At 47.6% G+C, this 22,945-nt stretch carries 23 protein-coding genes; 4 read left to right on the top strand and 19 right to left on the bottom strand.

All coding sequences use genetic code 11. The features are described 5' to 3' along the window. Positions 1–6: 6 nt before the first annotated feature. From P0D43_RS04670 to P0D43_RS04685, 4 genes are all read left to right on the top strand, one after another. Positions 7–1,218, top strand: coding sequence for a GumC family protein (locus P0D43_RS04670; protein WP_394673371.1), 1,212 nt, complete (start codon positions 7–9; stop codon positions 1,216–1,218). A gap of 108 nt (positions 1,219–1,326) precedes the next feature. Continuing rightward, positions 1,327–1,596, top strand: coding sequence for a hypothetical protein (locus tag P0D43_RS04675; RefSeq protein ID WP_394673372.1), 270 nt, complete (start codon positions 1,327–1,329; stop codon positions 1,594–1,596). A gap of 166 nt (positions 1,597–1,762) precedes the next feature. Beyond that, positions 1,763–2,359: a hypothetical protein gene (locus P0D43_RS04680; RefSeq protein ID WP_394673373.1), complete on the top strand. Its 597-nt coding sequence runs from the start codon at positions 1,763–1,765 to the stop codon at positions 2,357–2,359. After that, a complete protein-coding gene (locus P0D43_RS04685) occupies positions 2,356–5,178 on the top strand; it encodes a YjbH domain-containing protein (RefSeq protein WP_394673374.1) in 2,823 nt (940 codons plus the stop codon). The genes P0D43_RS04680 and P0D43_RS04685 overlap by 4 nt, the downstream gene beginning before the upstream one ends. Here the strand turns inward: P0D43_RS04685 and P0D43_RS04690 are convergent. From P0D43_RS04690 to P0D43_RS04780, 19 genes are all read right to left on the bottom strand, one after another. Then, positions 5,159–6,346 (bottom strand): glycosyltransferase family 4 protein, encoded by a 1,188-nt coding sequence (locus tag P0D43_RS04690; protein WP_394673375.1) that lies wholly within the window; start codon positions 6,344–6,346, stop codon positions 5,159–5,161. The genes P0D43_RS04685 and P0D43_RS04690 overlap by 20 nt on opposite strands. A gap of 10 nt (positions 6,347–6,356) precedes the next feature. Next, entirely contained in the window at positions 6,357–7,493 is a 1,137-nt protein-coding gene (wecB, locus tag P0D43_RS04695; protein ID WP_394673376.1) for a non-hydrolyzing UDP-N-acetylglucosamine 2-epimerase, read from the bottom strand. Positions 7,494–7,497: 4 nt separating this feature from the next. Further along, complete coding sequence (locus P0D43_RS04700) at positions 7,498–8,631, bottom strand: NAD-dependent epimerase/dehydratase family protein (protein WP_394673377.1); 1,134 nt, start codon at positions 8,629–8,631, stop codon at positions 7,498–7,500. Between the two features lie 5 nt (positions 8,632–8,636). Further along, the gene (locus P0D43_RS04705; protein ID WP_394673378.1) at positions 8,637–9,665 is read right to left on the bottom strand and encodes a polysaccharide biosynthesis protein; all 1,029 of its coding nucleotides are present in this window, start codon (positions 9,663–9,665) and stop codon (positions 8,637–8,639) included. A gap of 33 nt (positions 9,666–9,698) precedes the next feature. After that, a complete protein-coding gene (locus P0D43_RS04710) occupies positions 9,699–10,073 on the bottom strand; it encodes a glycosyltransferase (RefSeq protein WP_394673379.1) in 375 nt (124 codons plus the stop codon). 42 nt (positions 10,074–10,115) lie between these two features. Continuing rightward, positions 10,116–11,582, bottom strand: coding sequence for an IS5 family transposase (locus P0D43_RS04715; protein WP_394672609.1), 1,467 nt, complete (start codon positions 11,580–11,582; stop codon positions 10,116–10,118). Between the two features lie 65 nt (positions 11,583–11,647). Continuing rightward, positions 11,648–12,472 (bottom strand): hypothetical protein, encoded by an 825-nt coding sequence (locus P0D43_RS04720; protein WP_394673380.1) that lies wholly within the window; start codon positions 12,470–12,472, stop codon positions 11,648–11,650. 71 nt (positions 12,473–12,543) lie between these two features. Beyond that, positions 12,544–13,695: a hypothetical protein gene (locus P0D43_RS04725; RefSeq protein ID WP_394673381.1), complete on the bottom strand. Its 1,152-nt coding sequence runs from the start codon at positions 13,693–13,695 to the stop codon at positions 12,544–12,546. 158 nt (positions 13,696–13,853) lie between these two features. Further along, entirely contained in the window at positions 13,854–15,032 is a 1,179-nt protein-coding gene (locus P0D43_RS04730; protein ID WP_394673382.1) for an O-antigen ligase family protein, read from the bottom strand. A gap of 33 nt (positions 15,033–15,065) precedes the next feature. Beyond that, positions 15,066–16,220 carry a hypothetical protein gene (locus P0D43_RS04735; protein WP_394673383.1) on the bottom strand — a complete coding sequence of 385 codons (1,155 nt, stop codon included), beginning with the start codon at positions 16,218–16,220 and terminating at the stop codon, positions 15,066–15,068. Positions 16,221–16,322: 102 nt separating this feature from the next. Next, complete coding sequence (locus P0D43_RS04740; protein WP_394673384.1) at positions 16,323–16,982, bottom strand: class I SAM-dependent methyltransferase; 660 nt, start codon at positions 16,980–16,982, stop codon at positions 16,323–16,325. Beyond that, positions 16,958–18,250 (bottom strand): lipopolysaccharide biosynthesis protein, encoded by a 1,293-nt coding sequence (locus P0D43_RS04745; protein WP_394673385.1) that lies wholly within the window; start codon positions 18,248–18,250, stop codon positions 16,958–16,960. Before P0D43_RS04745 ends, P0D43_RS04740 begins: the two co-directional genes overlap by 25 nt. A 157-nt stretch (positions 18,251–18,407) precedes the next feature. After that, the gene (locus P0D43_RS04750) at positions 18,408–18,893 is read right to left on the bottom strand and encodes a hypothetical protein (protein ID WP_394673386.1); all 486 of its coding nucleotides are present in this window, start codon (positions 18,891–18,893) and stop codon (positions 18,408–18,410) included. A 53-nt stretch (positions 18,894–18,946) separates the two neighbouring features. Then, positions 18,947–19,348, bottom strand: coding sequence for a hypothetical protein (locus tag P0D43_RS04755; protein ID WP_394673708.1), 402 nt, complete (start codon positions 19,346–19,348; stop codon positions 18,947–18,949). Between the two features lie 128 nt (positions 19,349–19,476). Next, a complete protein-coding gene (locus tag P0D43_RS04760) occupies positions 19,477–19,842 on the bottom strand; it encodes a MarR family EPS-associated transcriptional regulator (RefSeq protein ID WP_394673387.1) in 366 nt (121 codons plus the stop codon). 171 nt (positions 19,843–20,013) lie between these two features. Further along, a complete protein-coding gene (locus P0D43_RS04765; RefSeq protein WP_394673388.1) occupies positions 20,014–21,339 on the bottom strand; it encodes a HipA domain-containing protein in 1,326 nt (441 codons plus the stop codon). Beyond that, a complete protein-coding gene (locus P0D43_RS04770) occupies positions 21,326–21,604 on the bottom strand; it encodes a helix-turn-helix domain-containing protein (RefSeq protein WP_394673389.1) in 279 nt (92 codons plus the stop codon). Before P0D43_RS04770 ends, P0D43_RS04765 begins: the two co-directional genes overlap by 14 nt. A gap of 107 nt (positions 21,605–21,711) precedes the next feature. Further along, a complete protein-coding gene (locus P0D43_RS04775; RefSeq protein WP_394673390.1) occupies positions 21,712–22,569 on the bottom strand; it encodes a hypothetical protein in 858 nt (285 codons plus the stop codon). After that, complete coding sequence (locus tag P0D43_RS04780; RefSeq protein WP_394673391.1) at positions 22,524–22,820, bottom strand: helix-turn-helix transcriptional regulator; 297 nt, start codon at positions 22,818–22,820, stop codon at positions 22,524–22,526. Before P0D43_RS04780 ends, P0D43_RS04775 begins: the two co-directional genes overlap by 46 nt. Positions 22,821–22,945: the final 125 nt, after the last annotated feature.

The raw sequence follows: 22,945 nt of genomic DNA on the forward strand, positions 1-22,945 counted from the left end.
ACACGCATGAATTCGAATATTGATTCCCAGCCAATTGGCGATTACGACGACGATGAAATTAGCCTGGTTGAGCTGGCCACCACCCTGGGCGAAGAAAAAAAGCTGATCTTCGGTTTGCCTTTTGTAGTGGGCATTGTGGCCATTGTGGTTAGTTTGTTTCTAACGCCGATATTTACCGCAAAAACCACGCTGCTGCCACCACAGAACAGTGGCGGCGGTGGTGCAGCCGCTGCCTTGGCCAGCTTGGGTGGTTTGGCCGGTTTGGCTGGTATTAGCACGGGCGGAACAACAGCCGACACGGTTATTGCCATGCTGCAAAGTCGCAGTGCGAAAGACCAAATTATTGATCAGTTCAATTTGGTCGAATATTACGAAGCCGAACTGCGTACAGACGTATATGGAACGCTGAATGAAGTGGTTCGGGTAAGCAGCGACAAAAAATCGAATTTGATCACTATCGAGGTCGACGACAAAGACCCCGATCTGGCTGCCAAAATGGCCAATGCCTATTACGGGGTGTTGAAAGACCTGATGACCCGTGTTGCAGTTACCGAGGCACAGCAACGCCGCCAGTTTTTTGAAGACCAGTTTGCAAAGTCGAAAGAAGAACTTTCTGCGGCGGAAGTAAAGCTTAAAGAAACCCAAGAACGCACCGGTTTGGTTGAACTAAAAAGCCAGGCCGAGGCCACCATTGAGGCTGTGGCTCGCCTGCGTGCTGAAATTGCACAGCGGGAAGTGCAATTAAGCGCCATGCGCACCTTTGCCACGCCCGAGAATTCAGATTACCGCCGTGTTGTGGCTGAATTGAATGGCCTGCGCGTAGAACTTAAGAAGCTGGACAAAGGGGGCACAGGCGGCGAATTGGGTTTGGTGTCGGCTGGCAATTTGCCCGAACAGGGCCTTGAATACGTTCGCGCTTTGCGCGAAGTGAAATACCAGGAAGCGGTGTTTGAAATTATGGCCAAGCAGTTTGAACTGGCCAAAGTCGACGAAGCCAAAGACGGCGGCAATGTGCAGCAGTTGGACATGGCCGCTGTGCCTGAGCGCAAAAGCAAGCCCAAGCGCGCCCTGATTGTGGTGCTAAGCGTGTTGGCAGCGGGCTTTTTGGCAGTGCTAATCGCCTTGTTGAAGGGCGCCATGCGCAAAGCGGGCAGCGATGAAGAATCAGCCACACGCCTTCAGGCTTTGAAAAAAGCCTGGCGCCTGCGTGGCGAATAGTGTTGTAAGTAAACTATCTCCCTTTAAATATGGGGTGGTGTTAACGGCAGTTTTGTTGTAAGTTTTATGTTGCGCGCGTTTATTAATCCTATCCAAGGAGAATTCTCTATGAAAAAATTTCTAGCTATCCTGGCTATTGCCGGAATGAGCATGGGCACTGCTTTTGCCCAAAACACAAACTCTATCCCAACTGGTCAAGCCAATGCAAACCCCAACGCAGCAAATGCTGGCTCTCCATGCGGTGGAGCAGGTGCAGGCGCCGGCGGTGCTGGTGCGGGTGCAGCTGGTGGCTTGACTACCGCTGGTGGCTTGGCAACAGCTATTGCTGTTGCCAACGACAACAACAACATCCCCGTGTCTGTTTCAGCATCGCAATAAGCTGCAACACATAAAAACGCCTCCTGACAGGAGGCGTTTTTTTTTGCCCAACTCATTCGTATTTGCAAAGTAACCCACAGTGCCAACAATGAATCGCAACCTTGTATTGCCCCTTGCCTGCCTTGGCTTAAGTGCATGCGCGTCAAATTTTACAGCTGCATACAAAATGGCTCAGGCATTAGACACAACCAACCCCACGCGGTTTGAGCAATTTCAAATGAACCCCAATTTGCAGTACCTGGAAGCGCACACCGTGGGCGCCCAGGCCATGATGGTGTTGGGCTACGTGGCCACGCCCAAACAACAGCCCCCGGTGCAAACCTGGTACGACTCGCAACGCGAATTGCTACGGCTGCAAAACGGGTTCTTGGTCAGTATTACCGGTGTAAACAACTACATAAGCACCACCGAATACACTTGGGCTGCCCCTGACCAGCAAGGGGTGCAATTGCCCACCAGCAAAACTTACAGCCAGCCCGATCAACAAATTTTTAATAAAACTGTGGCCTTGCGTTTTCAGCTAGTGCCCGAATCAACGGTTAATACAAGCAACAGCGTGTTGCGCAAACGCCTATTAGAAGCCGCACAACAAGGCAGGCAATCTTTGGTGTGGTTTCAGGAAGTACCGCAGCCCAACAGTGAAACTCCTTACAGCCTGCATGCATTTGCCAGCAACGGAAGCCCCGTGTATGGCAGCCAGTGCCTAACCCCCAGTGCCTGCATAGAATGGCTGCACCGAACCAACACAGCACCCAAGCCATGAAACTTAAAACAACCGCAGCCCTGGCCTTGTTGATTGCCCAGTTTGGTTGGGCCCACGCGGAAAGCATATACACGCCAAAGCAGGGCGAGCGCCTTTCAGAGCTGCTTATGCGCGAGCAATTATTGCCGGGCAGCGCCACCAATAGCGAAGGGCAAACCCTGCAACTGGGCAGCATGCTGTTAAAGCGTGCTGAACTGTACAACAAACAAGCACTTCAAAAAACGCAACTTATTACGCTGCTTGGCATGCAGCCTGCAGGCAAAGTGCCTGCTTATTTAAAACCATTGGTGGAAAGTTTACCCACCACGGGCCGGCAACTGCTGCCCACGCAAGACGGCCATGAAATGGCAGCCAAAATAAACCTGGACCCGGTGTTGCAAGCCAATGATTCTGTAGTACTGCAACCCACAGCCAACCACATTGCCGTGCTGGGTACGGGTGGGCAGTGTGTGGCTGCGTTTAAACCGCAGGTGTCGGTAATTGCTTATTTGCAGCAATGCTTTCCAAAAAGCAGTTGGTACACCTTTGGCGAAGGTTTTGACCATGCCTGGCTGGTACAACCCACCGGGCAAATGGTTAAGCTGAATGTGGCGCTGTGGAACCAAACCGAGCAAACCCTGCCGCAACCGGGTGCGTGGGTGTGGGCACCAGCACGCAATAGCGGCTGGGCCGAGCAAGAAAGCCTGCAACTGCTTGAGTTTTTGCAAACCCAAGGGGCATTTAAACAGGCCAACAACGCTACACCAGTGGTGGCAGCACCCACGGAAACTATTACACCGGCCAGCAATACGCCTTTCAATTACACCGTGCGCCCCACCCGCAGCGATTGGGGCACAGTGGGCCTGCTTCAAATGCCCAGCGCCCGCATGGCCGAGGAAGGCACCATTAGCCTTACCGCCAGCCGGGTTGAACCTTATTCTCGTTACTCATTCATTTACCAACCCTTTGAATGGCTGGAAGCGGGTTTTCGGTATTCCATTATTACCAACCGCCGTTTTGGTTCTGATGCCTTCAGTGGCGACCGCAAATACCAAGACAAAAGCGTAGATGTGAAACTACGCCTGTTAAATGAAACAGCTTACCTGCCTGAATTGGCCGTGGGTCTTCGCGATATTGGCGGTACGGGTTTGTTTTCCAGCGAATACTTTGTGGCCAACAAACGTGCGGGCCAGTTCGACTTTACCCTTGGTTTGGGCTTTGGCAACATGGCCACCGGGGGCGGTATATCAAACCCTTTCGGTTTTATTACCGATGAGTTTGACACACGCCCCAACATCGACTTTGGCGTGGGCGGCCAAGCCAACAGCAGTGCTTATTTCCGTGGCGAGGCCGCACTGTTCGGCGGTGTTGAATGGCAAACTCCTTGGCATGATTTGATTTTGAAAGTGGAACTGGATGGCAACGACTATTCCAATGAACCGCTGAGCAACCCGCAGGCACAAAGCAGCAACATTAATTATGGTGCGGTGTACCGCATTAATGACTACATCGATTTCAGCGTAAGCGTGCAACGCGGCAACACCATGGGTTTTGCCTTGTCGTTTAAAGAAAATGTAAGCAAATATGCAGTGCCCAAAATAACTGACCCCAAACCTGTGGTGGTTACGCAAGGCCCACGCCCTGCCAGCACCAATTGGGAAAAAACCGTAAAACTGGTGGAAGAGCAAACCACCTGGAATGTTGAAAGCGTTCAACAACGTGGCAGTGAAGTGCAGCTTACGGTTAAAAATGCCGACGTTACCTACCCAGCCAAGGCTGTGGACAAAGCCACCGCAGCCCTGCATGAAAACGTGGCAGAAGGCATTAACTGGTTCAGCTTTACCTACAAAAATCGTGGTGCAAATATTGCAGAGCATGTAGTAGACCGCAACAAGTGGGCTGAAGACAAAACCCAACTTCCTGTGCAACAAACAAACGGTAACCCCGTGGCGGCCGTTGAACCCAATGGCTACCCTTACAAACCCCTGCACACGGAATACGACCCTTGGTACAACGGCGCGGTTGGCCTGGGTTACGAGCAAACTTTTGGTGGCGCCAATGGCTACCTGTTTCAGTTTACGGCCTACGCCCGGGGCGAAGTTGAGTTAACAAACAGCACCTGGATAACTGGCCGTGTAGACCATGTATTGGGCGGCACATTCGACAAGTTTACGCAAAACAGCGTTAGCAACTTGCCGCCTGTGCGTACCGATTTCCGCGAGTACTCAATCGCCTCGGACACCAAACTGAGCAACTTGCAACTTAACCACGTGGGCCAGCTTTCACAAAACCATTTTTATAGCCTGTATGGCGGGTATTTGGAAAGCATGTTTGGCGGCGTGGGCGGTGAGTATTTGTACCGCCCCATGAATTCACGTTGGGCCTTGGGGGTAGATGCCAACCGCGTAAAACAGCGAGCCTTTGAACAAGACTTTGATTTCAGAAATTACACCGTGAACACCGGCCACATTACGGCTTACGTGGACACAGGTTTTGAAGACATACTGGCCACGGTCTCAGTGGGCCAATATTTGGCTGGAGACAAAGGCGTTACGGTAGACCTTTCACGCGTGTTTGACAACGGCGTTAAAATTGGCGCCTATGCCAGTAAAACCAATGTGTCGGCTGAAGATTTTGGTGAAGGAAGTTTTGACAAGGGCATTTACCTGCGTGTGCCTTTTGATGCGCTATTTAGCAGCACCGTACCGGGCGATGCCAGTTTTAACTGGGTGCAGGTAACGCGAGATGGTGGGGCGAAGTTGAGAAGGGCTTTGAGTTTGTTTGAAGAAACAAGTGTAAGGAGCCCTAGGGCGTTGCAATTTAAACCAGCGCTGCCGTAATTTGTTGTACGGTTTTTTGCACTGAAAACTCGCGTTCAAATAATTGTTTGCAACGGCTTGGTAATCCACTATCGGTTTGAATTGAGTCTAGCAAAATGCTGCATAACTGAAGCAACTCTTCAATAGAGTTGCTTTCGCAGACCTGCCCAACCATTTCTGTACGAATTAACTCGGCCAAATCATTTCTACTGTTGATGTTGGCCAACACTGGCAAACCGCTTTGCATGTAGGTTAAAAACTTGCCAGGTATATTGTGCGATTTGTGTCTTGGGTCTAGGGCAACGATACCTGCACTGCATTGGGTATATAGGTCGGGAATTTCGTCTGGGTGTATTTCATCAAAGAAAACAACATTATGAAGCTGCTTTGTTTGTACCGCCAATTTTAGTTTGGTAGCCTCGCTACCGCGCCCAACAAAAACAAAGCCCATATCAGTGCGTGTTAAAAGCCTTTCGGCTAAATTCAGCAAAATGTCCATGCCCTGCGCCACCCCCATGTTCCCGGCGTACACAAACACTTTGCGGCCTGCCAGCTGTGTTTCATTTACACGGATGGTGCATTTGGTTTGTGTGGGTTTGTCGAGCCAATTTTGTAGTACCTGGAGTTGCCTGCCGCGCTGTTGCTGCCACCTGTCAAAGTAAGTTCTATTTCCTGGTGTTTGCACTCCAATTATGTTGGCTACAGAATATTGATAATTAGCAATCAACTTAAAAAACAGGTACGGAAGACCACGTCCCATCAGCCCCATGTCTACTGCCCATTCGGGAAATATGTCCCTAATAATCAGGTAGCATTTACAACGACTCGACTTTTTAAGCGTGCTTACTAGCGGTCCGTGGAATATGGATGGGGCGTACCACACAACCCCTTCCCACCGGCAATTCGCTAATGGACTTCGTTTCAAATTACGAAGCATGGCAAATGGCATAGCGAACTCGGCAAGCGTGCGCCTAACATAGCCAACGTCCTTGGTTTTGGGGGCTTTCAAGCGCAATACCTGTGCACCATCAAATTGCTCGAGTTGAAAGCGTGTTTGCAAGGCAGGCTCGGGCAACAGAACAGTGACCTCATGCCCTTGGCGGGTAAATTCCCGCACCAGGTCTCGCAATTGAACTGCGCCAGAAGTGCGCATTGGCGGAAAGGTATCCGCAACAAGTACCAGTTTCATAAGGCGTGGTTCAGTACTTTTTCCAAACTACGCGGTTTACGTAGTCGGTGTAGCTGTGAATAATGCGAACAACTTTGTCGCTTACATTGGGTGCACTGTAGTCGCTAACAAGTTGTAGCAAGCGCTTATCGCCACGCGGTTGAGTTTCCAAAATAGCCAAACCTTGTTGTACGCGCTCTACCTCCAAACCGACCATCATCACTGCAGCTTCTTCCATGCCCTCTGGGCGTTCATGGGCTTCACGAAGGTTCAATGCCGGGAAGTTAAGAATTGACGATTCCTCGTTGATGGTTCCGCTGTCTGAAAGCACAGCCTTGGCTTGCATTTGCAGGCTAACATAGTCGTGAAAACCCAGTGGTTTCATCAACCGTACCAGCGGGTGAAATTGCGCGCCTGTTGTGTCAACACGCTTTTGGGTACGGGGGTGTGTTGACACCAACACCGGCATTACGTACTGCTCTGCAACTGAATTGAGCACCTCAACTAGCTTGGTGAACGACGTGTCTGATTCTATATTTTCTTCCCGGTGAGCACTCACTACGAAGTAGTTCTCAGCCTTAAGGCCCAATCTGTTTAACGCATCAGAAGCCTTTATTTGTGGCAGGTAGTGGTGCAGCACTTCAAACATCGGGCTGCCGGTTTTTATGATTTGGTCGGGCGGTAGCCCCTCGCGCAAAAGGTAGTCGCGGGCAATGGTGCTGTAGGTTAAGTTAATGTCCGCCGTGTGGTCTACAATGCGGCGGTTTGTTTCCTCGGGTACCCGTTGATCAAAACAGCGGTTGCCCGCTTCCATGTGGAAAATTGGCACCTTACGCCGTTTGGCAGGTATTACTGACAAGCAACTGTTGGTGTCGCCCAGTACTAGCATGGCATCGGGCAACACTTCGCCTAACACTTTGTCAACCGAGGTAATCAGGTTACCAATCGTGTTTGCCGCACCAGTGCTACCTTCTGCGCTGTTCAAGAAATAATCAGGCTTGCGTACACGCAAGTCGTCGAAAAAAATCTGGTTTAGTTCGTAATCGTAATTCTGGCCCGTATGGACCAACACGTGTTCGCAGTGTTGGTCGAGTGCTGCCAACACACGAGAAAGGCGAATTATTTCAGGCCGTGTGCCCACTACAGACATCACTTTGAGTTTTTTCATTTTGTTAAACCTTACTGGCAACCGTGTCGGGTCGCTCTCGATCAAAGTTCTCGTTGGCCCACAGCATCACGATCATCTCGTCGCTGCCAACATTCGTAATGTCGTGCGCCCAGCCTGGAATTGTGTCTACCACCTGCGGTTGGTCTCCGCTTGTCAGCAGCTCGACTGTTTCATTGGTGATCAAATGGCGGAATTTGAACAAAGCCTGACCTTTAATCACCAAAAATTTTTCAGTTTTTGAATGGTGGTAGTGACCACCCCTGGTAATGCCGGGGTGTGCCGTGAAATAACTAAACTGGCCACTGTCTGGAGTTTTAAGCATTTCTACAAACACCCCACGGGGGTCGGCATGTTGCGGCACTGGGTAGGAAAATTTTTCGTTAGGCAGATAGCTTACATAGGTTGCGTAAAGCGCCCGAACAAATCCGTTACCAACCCGCTCGGTGAGCAATGTAGTGCGGTAGTTTTCAAAGGCCTTTATCTGCTCAGCCAATTCACCGAGGGTGCATTCATATTCTGGTTTCACCGCGCCTATTGAAAGCCCTGTGCATGGCGATTCAATTGCATTTATAAGCGCCGTAACTACGTCGTCTATGTACGCCAGTTTTAAGCGGGCTGAAGGATCGTTGATTTGAATTGGCAAACTACGTGCAATGTTGTAGCAGAAGGTCGCCACAACAGAGTTGTAATTGGGCTTGCACCATTTACCGAACACACCCGGCAAGCGGAATATAACAGCAGGATTACCTGTGGCTGCCACTAATTTATGGACTGCTTCCTCGGCAGCAAGCTTGCTATGGCCGTACGGGTTGTCCAGTTCTGCCTGCGTAGATGACGCCAAAATGAATGGAATGCGTCGCCCGGTGGTTTTAATTGACTGTGCTATAGCTGCGCACAGCGCTTCAGTTAACCTTGCATTAACCGTGGCAAATGCGCTTATATCCGTTGGGCGGTTTTCCCCTGCCAAATGCACCACTGCATCTGCCTGCGCTACTAGCTCTGGCAAGGCTTCTGGATTGTCGCCACGCACAAAACTACTAACGGCGTACCCAGGTAGTTCACCGAGCCGTACCAATAGGTTTTTACCGATAAACCCGTTTGCACCGGTTATTAATATGCGGCGGGTGGTTTGGGTCATTCCTTTTACTCCTCCGGCTCGGCGTGTTCACCTCGCACTGTGGCTTGCATGAAGCGCAGTTTCATTAACAGGGTTTTCATGCCTTCGATATCAAGCCGTGTTGTGTTGTGTGAATTGTATTCTACGGCCTCGGAAATTCTTACCTCGCCCTGTTCAACGTACTTACCATAGTTCAAATCGCGCAAATCGGGAGGCACGCGGTAGTATTGCCCCAGATCTTGGGCGGCAACCATTTCCTCCCGACTTAGCAAGGCTTCAAACAGCTTTTCACCATGGCGTGTACCAATTACATTGATCGGGTGCTTGGGCGCACCCAATAAACTGGTTAGTGCCTGTGCAAGCACTTCAATTGTGGCGGCGGGGGCTTTTTTCACAAAAATTTCACCAGGCTGTCCATGTTCGAAAGCAAACAACACCAAATCGACCGCGTCGTCTAGCGTCATCATGAAGCGTGTCATGTTTGGATCGGTAATAGTAATTGGCTGTTCGGCACGAATTTGATTTGTAAACAACGGAATAACCGAACCACGCGAGCACATCACATTGCCATAGCGGGTCACGTTGATTACAGTATTATTGCTGCTGCGCGACTTGGCCACGGCAACCTTTTCCATCATTGCTTTGCTAATCCCCATGGCGTTGATGGGGTAAACCGCTTTGTCAGTACTTAATACCACAACACGTTTAACGCCGCAGCTGATGGAGGCCTCAAGCACGTTTTCGGTGCCCAGCACGTTGGTTTTAACCGCTTCTATTGGATGAAATTCGCAAGATGGAACCTGCTTAAGCGCTGCTGCGTGATAAATGAAATCTACACCCCGAACCGCAGTAAGTACGGATTGGTAATCGCGTACATCCCCAATATAAAACTTCAGCTTGGGGCTGTTGTACTTCTTGCGCATGTCGTCTTGTTTCTTTTCATCGCGACTGATGATGCGAATCTCCGACAGATCGGATTCTAAAAAACGACGAAGTACAGCGTTGCCGAATGAGCCGGTGCCGCCGGTGATAAGAAGCTTCTTCTCAGTGAACATAAGTTAGGCCCTTCAGGGTCAAAAAAAACTACTCTACATTTCAGAAAGAATCGTAAAAGACTGGAACATTCTAAGATTCGCCGTTAGCGAGGTATCTCCGTCAAGATAACGCGAAGCATAATCATGTGCGGCTAGGCGGAGATTTTCCTGCTCTTGAGGTGTACGTACTGCTGCATGTTCAATCGCCATACGCCAGCTCTTAACGTTATCAAGAGATAATGTTTTAACGGCACCCGCATCGTCAGGATGCCATGGGGTTCTATCGCTGAGTAGGACTGGCGTTCCGGCGCGAAGGGCCTCAAAGATGACATGTCCAAAATTCTCACCTTGGGTGGGGAAAATGAAGAGGTCGTATCGCGCGAAAGTGTTCGAAATCTCGTCTGGCGCTATTGGCCCACGATATTGCACCTCTATATTATCCGGCAAAGTACTTAGTCGGTATTGCGAAATTCAGTTTTCAACTGTTACCAGTCTCGCTTGATCCAGCCCGAAACGGCTGGATTGCTCATTTTTCACGGTTTGCATGATGTTTTTCATCCAAGCCATCACCGCAAATAAGGGTAAATAAAGGGCAATCGCCCTCATCAGCCACTTCAGGTTAAAGCCTGCCGCACACAGCACCACATGCAGTGCATCACCAGATGCCCCTTTGAGCCACGTTCTTCGCATTCCGTGATCCGCTTTCAAGTGCCCGATCGTCGGTTCAATGGCCTGCCTGCGTCTCAGTCTCTTTCTGTCCGCTTTGATCATCGATTTGTATTTGCCTCGGTGGATGATTTCCACATCTGGATTTGCATAATCCACCCCACGGTAACCCAAATCCACGTACACCTGCTTGATCGGTGTGTTGTGCTCTTCGGTGAGAATCCTGGCTTGTTCTAGTTGTTCTGCCAGCGTGTGACCATCGAAAGGGTTGCCAGGAAATGTTCTCGCACCAACAATCAAACCCCTCTTGTGAGTCACTGCAAAGCCAGCTTTGACCCCAAACTCATAGGGCTGTCGGGCCTTGCCCTTTCCAATGCACTCTACTTCAGGGGCATGTAAAGCGTACAGCTTGTTCTTGTCTTTCGGTTTCTGATTCACAAGGCGCTGCGCTCGTTCAAGCAAGGTGTTCATTCTTTCCAGTGCCGCTGAGCTTTCCAGATTCAGGACTTTGAGCTTGCGCTGTACTTCCCGAATCACAATGCCCACAACGGTTCGCTGACGTTTCAATGTTCGCCTCAGGCGTCTGAATTGTTTGGCATGGGCATAACCGGCTGCTTTGCGTTTCAGTTGTTTGCCTTCCATGGCAAAGGTCTGCTTGAATTTGATTCCAACGTGTTTGGCGTTCTTGATCAACTGGTACCGGGCGATTTCCAACAGCCTGCTGTCAGTCGGATAGGCCACTGCCTTCTCAACCACAGTGCTGTCGACAATGACTCGTTCAAACTCGCTTGGGCGAATGGCTTTCATCTTCACCGCTGCATCAATGGTCGCCTTGAACAACTCTTCAACCCCAGCCTCTCCAAGCATTTGGCGAAACCGGGTGATCTGGGCCGGATCACATGGAAACTTGGTCTGGTAATACTCCATGCCGCTGAAATACTGCCACTGCACATTCTCGGTCCAGCGCACCACCAACTCCCGGTCACTGACATCATAGGCGTGTTTCAAATACAGCAATGACACCATCAACCGGATTGGCAACCGAGGGCGTCCGGCGTTGCTCACCCCCGCACCTGCTATCTGTAGATTCTGGCCAAACATGTCGTCTGTGAAAAACTGACGACCTTTACGGTCACGATGTTCAAACACCGGCCTCAAAGACTCTTCCAACCCATCCCAGGGCATCTTCTGCGACAACACCGCCAACGGGTGACGAAGGTCAATCATCTGATCCAAACGGGAGCGGAAAAAATCGTCAGTGGCCATCAACATAAAGGGACAAAATCCCTCAGATTTCTAATACCCATATTTTACTTTCTGGGGGATTCGCAACCCACTCAGACATGCAAAACACCAGAAATCATGCGGGTTTCGAACATTTTGCAAGGCCGACTACTTACTATCGTTTCACATTTCTGCCAATAGTATTTGTCTTCGATCGGGCCGAATATGTCGAGATCTACTATCGCATGCACGTCGCTCAATAGTTCTAACAACCTATCAAGATTCTTTATAGGAGAGATCCTCGAGATAAAAATTGCATTTAGTTTATTGGCTTGCTTACCAATTCCACTGGGAAACTCCCTGAGAGAATCTGCAACAACTGGATCTGGCGCAATATGGATACGCAACTCAGAACCCGGAAACTGCCGAAGAATGTCACGTGATTCTAAGTCTGTTGATGCGTGCCAGTGGACGACCCGATAAAGACCAAACATTCGAGCGAACCAGATAAATATCCGTTTCTTAGCTGCCTTTACAGAAAGTGCACCAGACGAGAATTCCCCCCTTGGGGCAATCAGAATGGGTAGATCGGGTGCGATCCAAGACCGTAATAGTTGGGGAAGTATAGAAGATCTTGGACTAAAGAAACTGTTGAGATATAAAAGATGAGCCGGCCGTTTTTCGAGCGCCATTCGTAGGCCACTGGGGCCAAAAGCATCAGGTGTTGCGTAGAAAACTGCTCCATCTGGTGTTTCCATCCAACAGTTCGTCTCAATATGCGGATATGGCTCTGAAGCGCCAATATCTCGATCTCGGGTGAAAATCGAAAGGGCAACTTCACTGGCAATCTGCTTACGCATGTTAGCAAGCGTGGTGATCGGTCCGCCACCTTTGAAGCCAGGGAGGAAATAGTCGGAAACACAAAGTACATTCATCATTGAATTTAAATATTTATTTTCGATATTTTTGAATAAGCTTTTAAGTTTTATCGCTGAAACAATTGTTCTAATTAGTGTATTTCTTGGTTGGTGAAGGTGGCTATCTTTACTATTTGGTCAATGCATGACCGCCAGTTATGCTTGGATTTCACAATTTCTCGACGCTGTTCAAGCCTTGCTAATGATGAAATCTTCTTCTCGTGGGTAAGCACATTGGACAAATCTGAAAGATCATCCGAAACAATTCCCATGTGCTCGCGCAAAGAGGACGGAAGCGCATAAAAATCGTTTCCGACGACCGAGCCCGGAGCGCACACGACGTTGAACAGTTTCGATGGAAAAAAATATTCTTGTTTAAGCCCTTCGCTGTAACGCAGACAGAAATTCCATCGTGCTTTGAGTTGCCATTGCAAGATGATTTCTTCAGGCTGCAATCCGTGAAAAACGATTTTGTCCGAGCACTTCGCTGCCTGTTCTACATGATTTTTGAGCGAGCCTCGACCAAATACGTGCAATGTGTGCTCGATCCCACAGGTCAGCCATTGATTAATTAAACGATCAATGCCGTTGTGGGGCTCAAGGGCGCCGGCGAATACACCGATGTCAGCCAACGGTCCTTGTCGAGCGTACATGAGTTGTGCTGCAAACGCAGTAAGTCCACCTTGAAAGACAAAACAACGTGAAGGATCGAACTTGAAGTCCGTGATTATCGATGAACTGATCGGTACGATAAGATCAAAGGAACGCGATAAGCCTAGAGAAAGCCGCTCGGAAAGGGAGCGTAAGCCACGTCGAGAAATCTGGAATACACCTTTATCTATGTGAATATCCTGAATAATAGTGGCCAGAAAGCACTTCGGCCTAAACAACCGGAACAGCAAAAGGATGAGATTCTCAAAAAAATACGAGTTATATTGAATGCATAACGCTGGCCGTGAGCGAAGCAACCGCATCAAGAGTCTGGCTGAGAAAACCAGATGCTTCAGTACCGGAGCGTTTAGATATCCGATGTACTCCACCGCATTCTCATGCCGGGATCTGGTGATCAGTTCGCCACGGGGCCAAGCTGGGATAGGAGACATTGAGTAGCTGGTCGTGTCACCACATGTGTGATCTTGCAATTCCTTAATAATCTGTCGTTGCACTTGGTCTCCTGCTGCTGACGCAGCGAGATTACCGAAGTTCGTTGTAGGCGAGAAATGACCGATAAATACCGTCTTCATAGTATTCCATCCTCAAGCGGTATAGCAGACCCGTCGTGGCTAACCTCAGCAATTTGCTTGCGTAAGCGTTTCTGATTGTTCCAGAGACCGTCCATCAATAATATTGCAACAAAGTCGACAATTTTGAGGTTATTCATCGTTCAAATCGCTATCTCGATCTAACTAACTGGCTTTTGCTTTGCTTTATTTGTCGTAGATCGACCATCAACCTGTCCGAGTATTCCGAAAAGCAAAAGATAAGTACCTAAAAGACGATAGTCGTCGATCACAGTGTTGATCAAGAAAGGAGCTATGAATACTAAGAATAATAACACTTGCGACTTGCGACGGGGTAAGACGAAATATAAGAGCAATGGAAGAGCCAAAAACCCGTAGGATAAATTAATGCGTATGAGGTCGGAGTGCGGTCGAAATTCCGCACCTTCTTTTTGAAGATGGTATCCCGATCCAATCGGCATAAAATTGAAATTCTCTAAGAAATATTTGTACTTGCTAGAGCGACCACCGCCTAAGTCCTCCTCCTGGTCGAAGCGCGCATCAAAGATTGAATAGGCTTGTTTAACCTCCTCGCTGTAAAACAAAACTAACGTCCATAAGACCAGACACGAGCTGATGATCACTAGCAATTTCTTGTACCGTGGCACTTTCAGACTGCTACTAAAGTAAAGAAGAATCACAGCAGCAGCTACGTAGGCGCCGCGTGATTGGGTAGCCAAGATACACATGATTGCCATAGTCGAGCAAACGATTCCCCAGTTTAATTTGCGCTCGATAGACAAGTATCCAACAAAGGTGAAGCATATTAAATATGCTGCCGAATTCGGATCTGAGAAGAAGTATGCAAAACGGAGAATATCTAAATTATTTTCAAGCTGATCTAGAGATTCAGGGTAGATCATGGCCATGACTTGCTGATAAATGCCCGGCTGCAAGTAAAAAAGTAGCATAGTGCCAAACGTCCAAACGTAAAAACATCGCAGGACCTTCACCAGAATCGGTCGAACATTTTCGGTATCAAACCGAAAGAACGAGTAAAGCAGAATCGTGAAGAGCTGAATTGCACGCTTAAGACTTTCGTCAGGAGCCAAATTCTGTCCAGTTGCTGCTCCATAGAGCACACTACAAAGCATCAAAACTAACAGCCCTATAGCGATCAATAAACGCTTCGATGGCAGAGGTCGAAAGCAAAAATCTATCAGAATAATAAATAGGGATATTGGGACTCCAAATGCAAACATTAGCCTAGGAAAAAACAGCAGATCTACAAAAATAAAAGTATGAATCAAAACAGTCAGATTCGATGATTTTGCGTTGTTCAATACTAATATTTGCTTCATTGGTTTGTGTGCTTTTGCAAAATTACATTTATTTTAATCTTTGGGTAATTTAAAGACTCTTAAAAACCCTAGTACAAATCTATCAATGATTTTAAAGGCAGCAAAATAAAGTGATTTTTTTATTCCTGGTATATAAGACTCGTAATATTGAATAAGCATAAAATTATATTTGTAGTTTCGGATGCGCGTTAACTTTCTTATGGTGTTTGTCTCGGTCAAGTGGCATGCCAAGGCTTCTTCAGTCTGTCGATAATATTGAAAATTTATCTCGACGGGCTTGAATTTTAGGGGTATTTCAATAATTTTTCCTTCGCTTGGCTTTGGCGTTATTGCGTACCTCCTCTCTTTTAAAAGATCAATTGGTTTTATATTGTGGAAGTCAATATGCAGATCTGATTTCTCAATTAATTTACCTTCAAATAAAAAATCACAAATCGGTTCCATAAATGCATCGTAATTTGCAGACTGCTCAATACTGTCGGCTAATTTAAACTGATGATTTATATTTGAATTGGAATATAATGGTACTTGTAATACTTTTAGTCCGTTGGTTGAGTGAAAGCCTCCAATATCTGCACAGTTGCTTGTCAATGACCTGTAAGGGTAGATGAAAAACTTATTAGATTGCGATATATATGCCGAAAAATATTTTTTCCAAGATGATTCGGGCCATTTTTTAACAGTATTTGGCAGGTTGGTAATATCTTTTATCGATTTTGAGTTTGAGTTGTCTTCATACCATTTTCTAAAATCAACCCATTGGTCCCGTGTCCAAGCTTGCCCCCATGAACTGGGCACTTGCATAAAATACTGATCGCATTCTATCTCCAAGGGGCTAAATGGGGTGTTTGCATATTCGTTATAGGCTTGCGCATAAAGGGATATCCCTGCTACAAAATTTTTACCATGATAAAAAGAAAGACACTGCTTGGCAAATATATAAAATAGTGGGGCCACAACAAGATCATCCTCGAGTAAAATTATCGCCTCGTGGGTAAGCACCTTGTCTCCGCACCATAAAATATGCTTTCTTAGTCCGAGATTTTCATTGTGTTTTACTACCGTCTTCTGTCCACCTTTAAATTGAAATGAGTCAGCACACCTGTCGACCTCTTCGGTATGGCCTCCATCAAGAGATATTATTAGATTCACCTTGTTTGGGTATACTGCTTTATTTAATGAATTCAAAAGTCTTTCCAATGACAGGTGTCTTTTGTATCCGGTTACATAGATTGCTGGTTCGTATATTTTCATTTTACTTTTATGTTTTAATTGTTATCTTGGTTTAAATCAAATTTTGTTGAAAATAAAAAAATGATGATAGGGGTTTTCCCATACACGATACGTTTTAACTAATTCAATCGAATCGTTTTTAAGAAATTCTTTCATTACTTTGTTCAACTCATAGCCTGATTTATTTATTTCCCAGTAGTGTTCGCCATCAAAAGTATGGATAGGAGCTTTTAATCTTGGCTTAGGTATTGAAAACTTTATAGGACCAATCTTTGGCAGAGTCATCGAAATGGACCATCTTGTCGAGCAGTTTGGCAGCGAAATAATCACAGTTTTTTTTGCAACTCTGCACATTTCCGAAAAGGCATTTATACTCTTTTCGAAAGGAAGATGTTCTAGCATCTGAAATGCACACACGATGTCATAATCCCCATCCTCAAATGGCATGTCGAAAACTGAACAAATATGATCAGGATTGAGATCTTGATCGATATCCAATGTTTCAACACGAATTCCTAACACTTGTGCAGTCGCTTTAACCACTCCAGGTCCAGGTCCTATTTCAAGCACGCTACTTGGGGATAACCTGATAATTTCATCCAATTGATGCCATATACTTGACCATCGTTGCTTGTTTAGATATCTATTGAATTCATAATGTGATTTTTGAACTTGTTTTTGCATATTCTTGATTACTTCGCCCGATGTAAAATCCATATGATCATTGCAATATATGCGGTAGCTCCGGCAACTGAAAAAAGGGCTATTGCCCAGAGTTCACTGTTAAGCCAGTAGAATCCAATAAAAAGACCGAGTAATTTACTCCCGGTGCTTAAAAGTTCGTAAAATAGGAGCCCACGCTGAATACCGAGAACCGGCACAGCGGCAACGGCCGGCTTGTTGATGAAGTTGAACAAAAAGAACAAAGCCAACCAACGGGCATAATCGCCTGAAGTAGTCCAGCTGCTTCCAAATACAGCACCAAATAGCCACGGGCCGAAGAGAGCGACTAATCCGAAAGGCACAGCACTTATACCGAGCAACATAATTGTTGCGTTCATAATTTGACGGTGTAAGTTTTCACCACAATGATTAGCCTCAACTATCTTTGGGTAGAACACGTCGTTCACAGCTTTACCAACTAGGTTCGAAGGTACTCCCATGACCATGTTGGCCAACGTATAGAAGCCAGCCGCAACTGGACCGAATAAGGCGGCAAGCATGAATACTGGAAAGCTTTGTGAGACGGCGTTGATGAAGTTCTGGGGTGCACGGTACAAAGGAAAGTCTTTATATTTAATTATTATTTCCATCAATACCGTGTGTTGTATTTGGTCTTTTACGGGTCTTTCTACCTTGTGTAGTTTGCGTGCTTTGAGAAATAGGGTGGCAGTATGAAGAGCGTTACTTAAAATTGTAAGTGTGATCAGCAGGGCTGCACTTGGGTGCATGTAACCTAAGCTCTTGGCAGTATTCAAGATCAACGAATGTCCCACAGCGTTCCGTGCCACCACGCTGAAACTTTTCTTTCTTATCAACCACTGTTGTGCAATTTGCACCCAATTAGCGAAGAGCATCGCCAGAGGGATCATGAGCAGGTAATCTCTTATGGGTTGGGCACCAAATATCGATACAATTGAATTCCCACCTGCCCATATTAGAGCAGCAGTTAGCAATGAAACTAAAATAGACAAGTAGACCGATATTCTTACCAATACTAACGCATCGCGGTCCTCCTTTGGCAAAACTATAGCGATTGGGTATCCGAATGCTGCGATCGGTATTGCAACAGTAACTATTGCCATAAAAGTACCTAGCAGTCCGAAAGCTTCAGGCCCATAAACACGCGTAATAAATGGCGCAAAGGCCATCGTTATTACCTGCGCCCCAAAAGCACCTGAAGCAACGGTAACTACATTACGAACAAAACGGCTGTGCCATAACCTATTTAGCCCTATTCGTGATAAGGGGCTAAAGCTATTCATGCAAGCCAATCCGTGAAAAAGCTTCATCAACGGTTGTCAATTCAGTCATGCCCGAACAAGTCTCGTGTGTACATTTTTGTTAGGTTGTTCGCTAGTTCCTGTGCGCATCGGTTGGCAATGATCACATCTGCTTCTTGAACAAATACCTGCAAGTTATTCAACACTCGGAGTGGTGGAATGAGGTCGCCTGCAGAGTTGGTTCGTACACAATCACATCAATGCCCTTGGCCTTGATGCGTTTCATAACGCCTTGAATGGCGCTAGCACGGAAGTTGTCGCTACCCGCCTTCATTACTAGGCGGTAAATGCCCACCACAGGTTTTCTGCCGCTGTTTGCAGCTTTGGTTTCGGCCAGTTGGACAACTTCTTGCGCAATGAATTCTTTCCTCGTAGTGTTGGCTGCCACTAGTGCTTGGATGATGTTTTGTGGAACTTCGCGGTAATTGGTCAGCAGTTGCTTAGTGTCTTTTGGCAAGCTGTAGCCGCCATAACCAAGGCGCGGATTATTGTAGTGTTCGCCCACTCTAGGGTCTAGGCAAACACTTTGAATAATCTGCTTGGTGTTCAGGCCGTGGGTAGAGGCGAAGGTGTCAAGCTCGTTAAAATAGGCCACTCGCATTGGCAAGTAGGGGTTGGCAAACAATTTAATGGCTTCAGCTTCTGTGCTTTCAGTGAACAGTGTCGGTATGTTTTGCTTCACCGCCCCTTGCTGAAGCAATGCAGCGAACTGTTCTGCTTCAAGATCGCGTGCTCCCACAACAATATGGGGTACGGGTTATCGTGAAGGGTTTTGCCTTCTCGCAAAAACTCGGGGCTAAAAACAATATTTTCGGTGTTGAAACGTTGCCGAAGGCTCGGGGTGTAGCCCACGGGCAGGGTGGGCTTTATGACAAGTGTGGCGTTTGGGTTGATGGCCAACACATCGGTTATCACGCCTTCAGTACTGGTGGTGTTGAAATAATTTGTTTGAGGATCGTAATCAATGGGCGTAGCAATAATTACAAATTCCATTCCTTTATATGCATCTTCCTTGCTGGCAGTGGCTTTGAAGTTCACTTGCTTATGGGAAAGGAAGTGTTCTATGTCAGCATCTTCGATTGGTGACTTCTTTTGATTTAACTAATCAACTTTGGCTTGAACAATGGCTAGCGCGACCGCCTCGTTGTGTTGTGCCAGCAACATGGCGTTAGAAAGGCCCACATAGCCAGTGCCAGCAATTGCTATTTTCATGTGGTTCCTTCTTTGCTGTTGGAATTCTGCTTTGTTTCTTGATTGAGTTGTTCTATCTCGATCTTTAATAATTCGTACTCTTCCATTTTCCGTTTCAAAAAAGCGCTAGTAAGCCTCGCTTTTTCAGCAATACCCCTTGGGGTTAGCACGTATACATACCCAAACTTATTCTTGCTGTTGGCGAAGTTTTGCATCTTCACCAGGCCTTTTTCAGTCAATGCCTTCAGGCAGTAGTTAAGCCCGCCCACGCTTACGCCCAGCTTTTCAGCCAGTTCGCGTTGGGTAAGGTCTGGGTTTTCTTCCAGCAGCCGCATAACGCGGTAGTAGGTGTCTTCTTGAAGTTTGGCTTGGCGACTGGTCATGTTGAGAGTGTTTTGGGCACGCTACCGCCGTGCTGTTCAACGATCAGCAAGCGCGGGTTAACACGTAGCTTAACCAAGTTTTGTTAAAGTTTGAACAATCAAAGTCTGTCGAAGGCAGTTTTTTCACAGGTCCCCGCAATTGCGGGGAAGGAGCAGTTTGTAGGCTCGGCTTTAGCGCAGCACCAAATCCGAAATGGCCCTTTGAATACCAACACTATTCTGTTTAAGTTGGATTAGTCTTCTTTCAAGTATTTGCAGGTATTGCTGCAGGTGTTGCTCTTCAAACGGTTTAAGGCCTGTTAGCGTGGCTAAAACACCTTTCGCGCTTGTTTCAAGCATATCGATTTGCTTTGCAAACCGCTGGCTGACCAGTTTGCCGGGTAGCCCACATGCGTGTGCAAAGCAGGCTAGGTCGTAGGTGCTGGGTAGGTTGCCATTGTCCAGAAATTCATCTCCTAGCCCCATGGCCCAGTCGTGAGCAAAGTCGAACAGCAGCACATTCACCAGATCGTAGAAAGGGCTCAATTCAATACCTTGCGTATCCACGAAAAAGCTGAGGTTTTTTGCATGGCAATCGGCATTGCCCACCAACAGGTTAAAAATTGTCCAATCCAGCAGTTGCAAGGTGTGCTTGGCGGGTTGTTTGGCCCACTGTTGTGTGGCAAATAGCTCAGGAAAAGAAACGCCATCGCGAATGTGGCGGGTGTGTTTACCATGGGCAAGCGGGCGTTCGTATTTTTGCATGGCATCGCGGTTCAACAATTGACAACCGTCGATTGTGTGTTTGCGTTGTACCAGGGTGTGGTCATGGTTGAAACGCCTGTCAAAACGTTCAACCAACAACGCACTGTGCTCGCCAATTTGTATTTTTTCAGCCCGGTTAACTGGCAAGCCAACTGCTTTGGCCAATTGAAGTGTAAACAACTCATTAACAACCAAGCCGGGTGCTTTAGCTGACTCAAATTTTAGCAGGTGGGTCGATGCCCAAGCCCCGTCTGCAAAGCCCAGACCTTGTGTGGGGTGTTTCATCACATTAAGTTTGTCTTGTACGCCAGCGGCTGACAGGCGTACTTTTCCGTTCCAAACAGCCAGGTTTCTGTCGTTCTCGTTGAGTCGTTTTTCTAGCTCGCACAAATCAAGGGGCTGGAATTGTGCCGGTTGTTGGAGTTGTTCAATATTTGCTGCCAAAGCCAGTGAGCCCGGGGCTTCAAGGCCAAGTGTGCCCAGAATTGCAAAGTGGTTTTCTTTGCTGATGGCGAGGTACTGCAGGGCTTTGTCGAACACGTTGCCTTCAGGGAACATGTTGCGTAGAAAAAGGTTGGCTTCTTTTTCGCTTGCCGGGCCGTGCAACGGCAGGTGCGGTGAAAGTGCGAAGCCTTGTTCTCGCCATTCTGGGGAGTATTCAAAGCGATGAATGCGCGTGTACTCAAAATGTACGGTGGCCACATGCTGTTGGCCCATGTACAAGCCAAGGGTTTGGTGTTCAGAACCAGCCATCGTTACCCCCGGTTGGCGTGTTCTGCAGCTGGGCACGTAGTTGCACACCCAAGCTGTTCAGAATTTTGAAAACCGTGGCCAGCTTTAAGGTTGCGGTTTTATTTTCGGCGGCAACAAAAGTACCAAGGCTGACGCCACCGAGTGCAGCGGCCTGCTCAATGGTTAAACCCTGTTGAGTACGGGCTGCTTTGATGAACAGGCCAAGTGATGCCGGGTCGCATGGGCTGCTGGAACTGGGGCTAGGGGTTGGATTGACTTTTTTCATAAATTCTACTCAATTAGAATTATTTCCAATCATACTATCTAATGTGTAAAAATTCCAGCGTATTAGAATATTTCATTCAGGCAGTTCCACGGTTTATTTAAATTCCACTATATTGGAATATATTCAAACCCCAATACAAGGGGTTGCGATACCCGAGCCGGGCGTTGTTGGTACACCAGGCAGGCCTGTAGCTGGCCTTGCGCGATGAAGGGCTGCAGGTGTTGTAAAAGCTCAATTTCTGCAATAAAGTTTTTGCAGTAGGTGCGTGCTACTTCATGCAGAACTTGTACAAATTTGGTTCGGTTTTCAGCCAGCGCAGTGAATTGTTGTTGGTTCAGGTTCAACACTGCATGCACAGCCTCGAGCCCATATAACTGCTGAAGGTAATTGTCCATGTCGGGGCGTGGGTGTTGCACCCATTCGCCAATGTGTTGGGCGCGCAAAGCCCAGCGCAAGCCTTGCAATCGGTTATTGGGGTCGGCTTGTTTTTTAATGTGTTGAAGTGTTTGAATAAGCGGCCAGCAACTAGCGTGGTGTACCAAGGTGTCTGCAAATGGCTTGCGGCCTTGAATTGCAATTAACGCGCGCTGGCCCGGTGTAAGCGGCGGGGGAGTTCGCAAGGGTGGTTTGACCACAGGGTTGTCGGGGTTGGCAAAGCTGAGCGAGCCCAGTTGTTGGCCGTTGAGTTGTTGCAGTTGGGTAAGGTGGTCAGCGTGCAAACTGGCGTGCTGTGCAAACACCGGAAACAACTCAGCCTGTTGGTAAAAGTTGGTGCTGGGTGGCATCAGCAAACTGACCCACTGTTGCTGCGGGCTGTTGCTGCTGTAATGAAACCAAAACCCATTGCTTGCGTGGCCCAACCAACCGCAGGGCTTGCCGCTGTTGAACACTTGCAGTAGTTGAATGGGTGTGGTGCCGCTCACCGGGTTTGAAAGTGTTGTTGTGCGTTGCTCAAGGTGGGCCATTGCACAGGTGCGGCGCTCAGCCCAAGCCCAAACACCCGAAGCACCGCCATTGCGGTTGAAAATGAAACGTCTTCCCCGCGTTCAATTCGAAAAATGGTGTCGCGGCTAACCCCGGCCAATTCAGCCAGGGTGTCGGCAGTCATTTTTCCGCCCTTGGGGCCGGCTTGCAGGCGTTGGCTGCGCACCAGGGCGGCCAGGTCAAGCTGATTTTTCAGCAAGGGGTACTCATTTGGTTTGTCGATTAAATGCATTGAAAATGTAAATTTAATTAAAACGATGTATTAATCATACTAAAAGTTGGTCTTGCACGCTTGGAACTTTTACCCCGGCACCTTAAGCTTTCGCTTTGAATTCAATTAAAGCAAGGCACCTAGCA

This window comes from Limnobacter sp., from assembly GCF_043511195.1.
Taxonomy (GTDB): domain Bacteria; phylum Pseudomonadota; class Gammaproteobacteria; order Burkholderiales; family Burkholderiaceae_B; genus Limnobacter.

Bases quoted from the DNA above. Each gene is read 5' to 3' on its own strand.
- P0D43_RS04760 (WP_394673387.1), bottom strand. From the start codon at position 19,842: ATGACCAGTCGCCAAGCCAAACTTCAAGAAGACACCTACTACCGCGTT.
- P0D43_RS04680 (WP_394673373.1), top strand. From the start codon at position 1,763: ATGGCTCAGGCATTAGACACAACCAACCCCACGCGGTTTGAGCAATTT.
- P0D43_RS04780 (WP_394673391.1), bottom strand. From the start codon at position 22,820: ATGCATTTAATCGACAAACCAAATGAGTACCCCTTGCTGAAAAATCAG.
- P0D43_RS04725 (WP_394673381.1), bottom strand. From the start codon at position 13,695: ATGAAGACGGTATTTATCGGTCATTTCTCGCCTACAACGAACTTCGGT.
- P0D43_RS04715 (WP_394672609.1), bottom strand. From the start codon at position 11,582: ATGTTGATGGCCACTGACGATTTTTTCCGCTCCCGTTTGGATCAGATG.
- P0D43_RS04685 (WP_394673374.1), top strand. From the start codon at position 2,356: ATGAAACTTAAAACAACCGCAGCCCTGGCCTTGTTGATTGCCCAGTTT.
- P0D43_RS04675 (WP_394673372.1), top strand. From the start codon at position 1,327: ATGAAAAAATTTCTAGCTATCCTGGCTATTGCCGGAATGAGCATGGGC.
- P0D43_RS04700 (WP_394673377.1), bottom strand. From the start codon at position 8,631: ATGACCCAAACCACCCGCCGCATATTAATAACCGGTGCAAACGGGTTT.
- P0D43_RS04765 (WP_394673388.1), bottom strand. From the start codon at position 21,339: ATGGCTGGTTCTGAACACCAAACCCTTGGCTTGTACATGGGCCAACAG.
- P0D43_RS04745 (WP_394673385.1), bottom strand. From the start codon at position 18,250: ATGAATAGCTTTAGCCCCTTATCACGAATAGGGCTAAATAGGTTATGG.
- P0D43_RS04720 (WP_394673380.1), bottom strand. From the start codon at position 12,472: ATGATGAATGTACTTTGTGTTTCCGACTATTTCCTCCCTGGCTTCAAA.
- P0D43_RS04775 (WP_394673390.1), bottom strand. From the start codon at position 22,569: ATGGCCCACCTTGAGCAACGCACAACAACACTTTCAAACCCGGTGAGC.
- P0D43_RS04740 (WP_394673384.1), bottom strand. From the start codon at position 16,982: ATGGATTTTACATCGGGCGAAGTAATCAAGAATATGCAAAAACAAGTT.
- P0D43_RS04730 (WP_394673382.1), bottom strand. From the start codon at position 15,032: ATGAAGCAAATATTAGTATTGAACAACGCAAAATCATCGAATCTGACT.
- wecB (WP_394673376.1), bottom strand. From the start codon at position 7,493: ATGAAAAAACTCAAAGTGATGTCTGTAGTGGGCACACGGCCTGAAATA.
- P0D43_RS04690 (WP_394673375.1), bottom strand. From the start codon at position 6,346: ATGAAACTGGTACTTGTTGCGGATACCTTTCCGCCAATGCGCACTTCT.
- P0D43_RS04770 (WP_394673389.1), bottom strand. From the start codon at position 21,604: ATGAAAAAAGTCAATCCAACCCCTAGCCCCAGTTCCAGCAGCCCATGC.
- P0D43_RS04705 (WP_394673378.1), bottom strand. From the start codon at position 9,665: ATGTTCACTGAGAAGAAGCTTCTTATCACCGGCGGCACCGGCTCATTC.
- P0D43_RS04670 (WP_394673371.1), top strand. From the start codon at position 7: ATGAATTCGAATATTGATTCCCAGCCAATTGGCGATTACGACGACGAT.